The sequence below is a fragment of the Sutterella massiliensis genome, from assembly GCF_016899755.1.
In the GTDB taxonomy this organism is placed as follows: domain Bacteria; phylum Pseudomonadota; class Gammaproteobacteria; order Burkholderiales; family Burkholderiaceae_F; genus Sutterella; species Sutterella massiliensis.
Genome location: NZ_JACJJC010000528.1, coordinates 1 through 240 on the forward strand (window position 1 = coordinate 1; position 240 = coordinate 240).

Below are 240 nucleotides of genomic sequence, written 5' to 3' on the forward strand. Positions count from 1 at the left end.
TACAAGGGGAGGCGGCGCATCCAACCCCCAACCTGTAACGTAAGTCGAATCAACGCCGATCAAAGGCGCAAGCGAGCTTATTTCGTCCTGCCCATAGATAAGCCGGGTGACATCGGTGAAATTGACCTTGCTAAGGTCCACAACAATCCGCTCATCGGATCCGACATCGGGCAATGCGTTAATGCCGGGATCAAAAGTACCGCTGGTAATCTGACCGCCGCCCAATGACCAAGTGAATTC

General features: G+C 53.3%; 1 protein-coding gene. It reads right to left on the minus strand.

All coding sequences use genetic code 11. The features are described 5' to 3' along the window. On the minus strand, positions 1 to 240 hold a 240-nt coding region (locus H6A60_RS13580; protein WP_205105399.1), incomplete at both ends, for a hypothetical protein.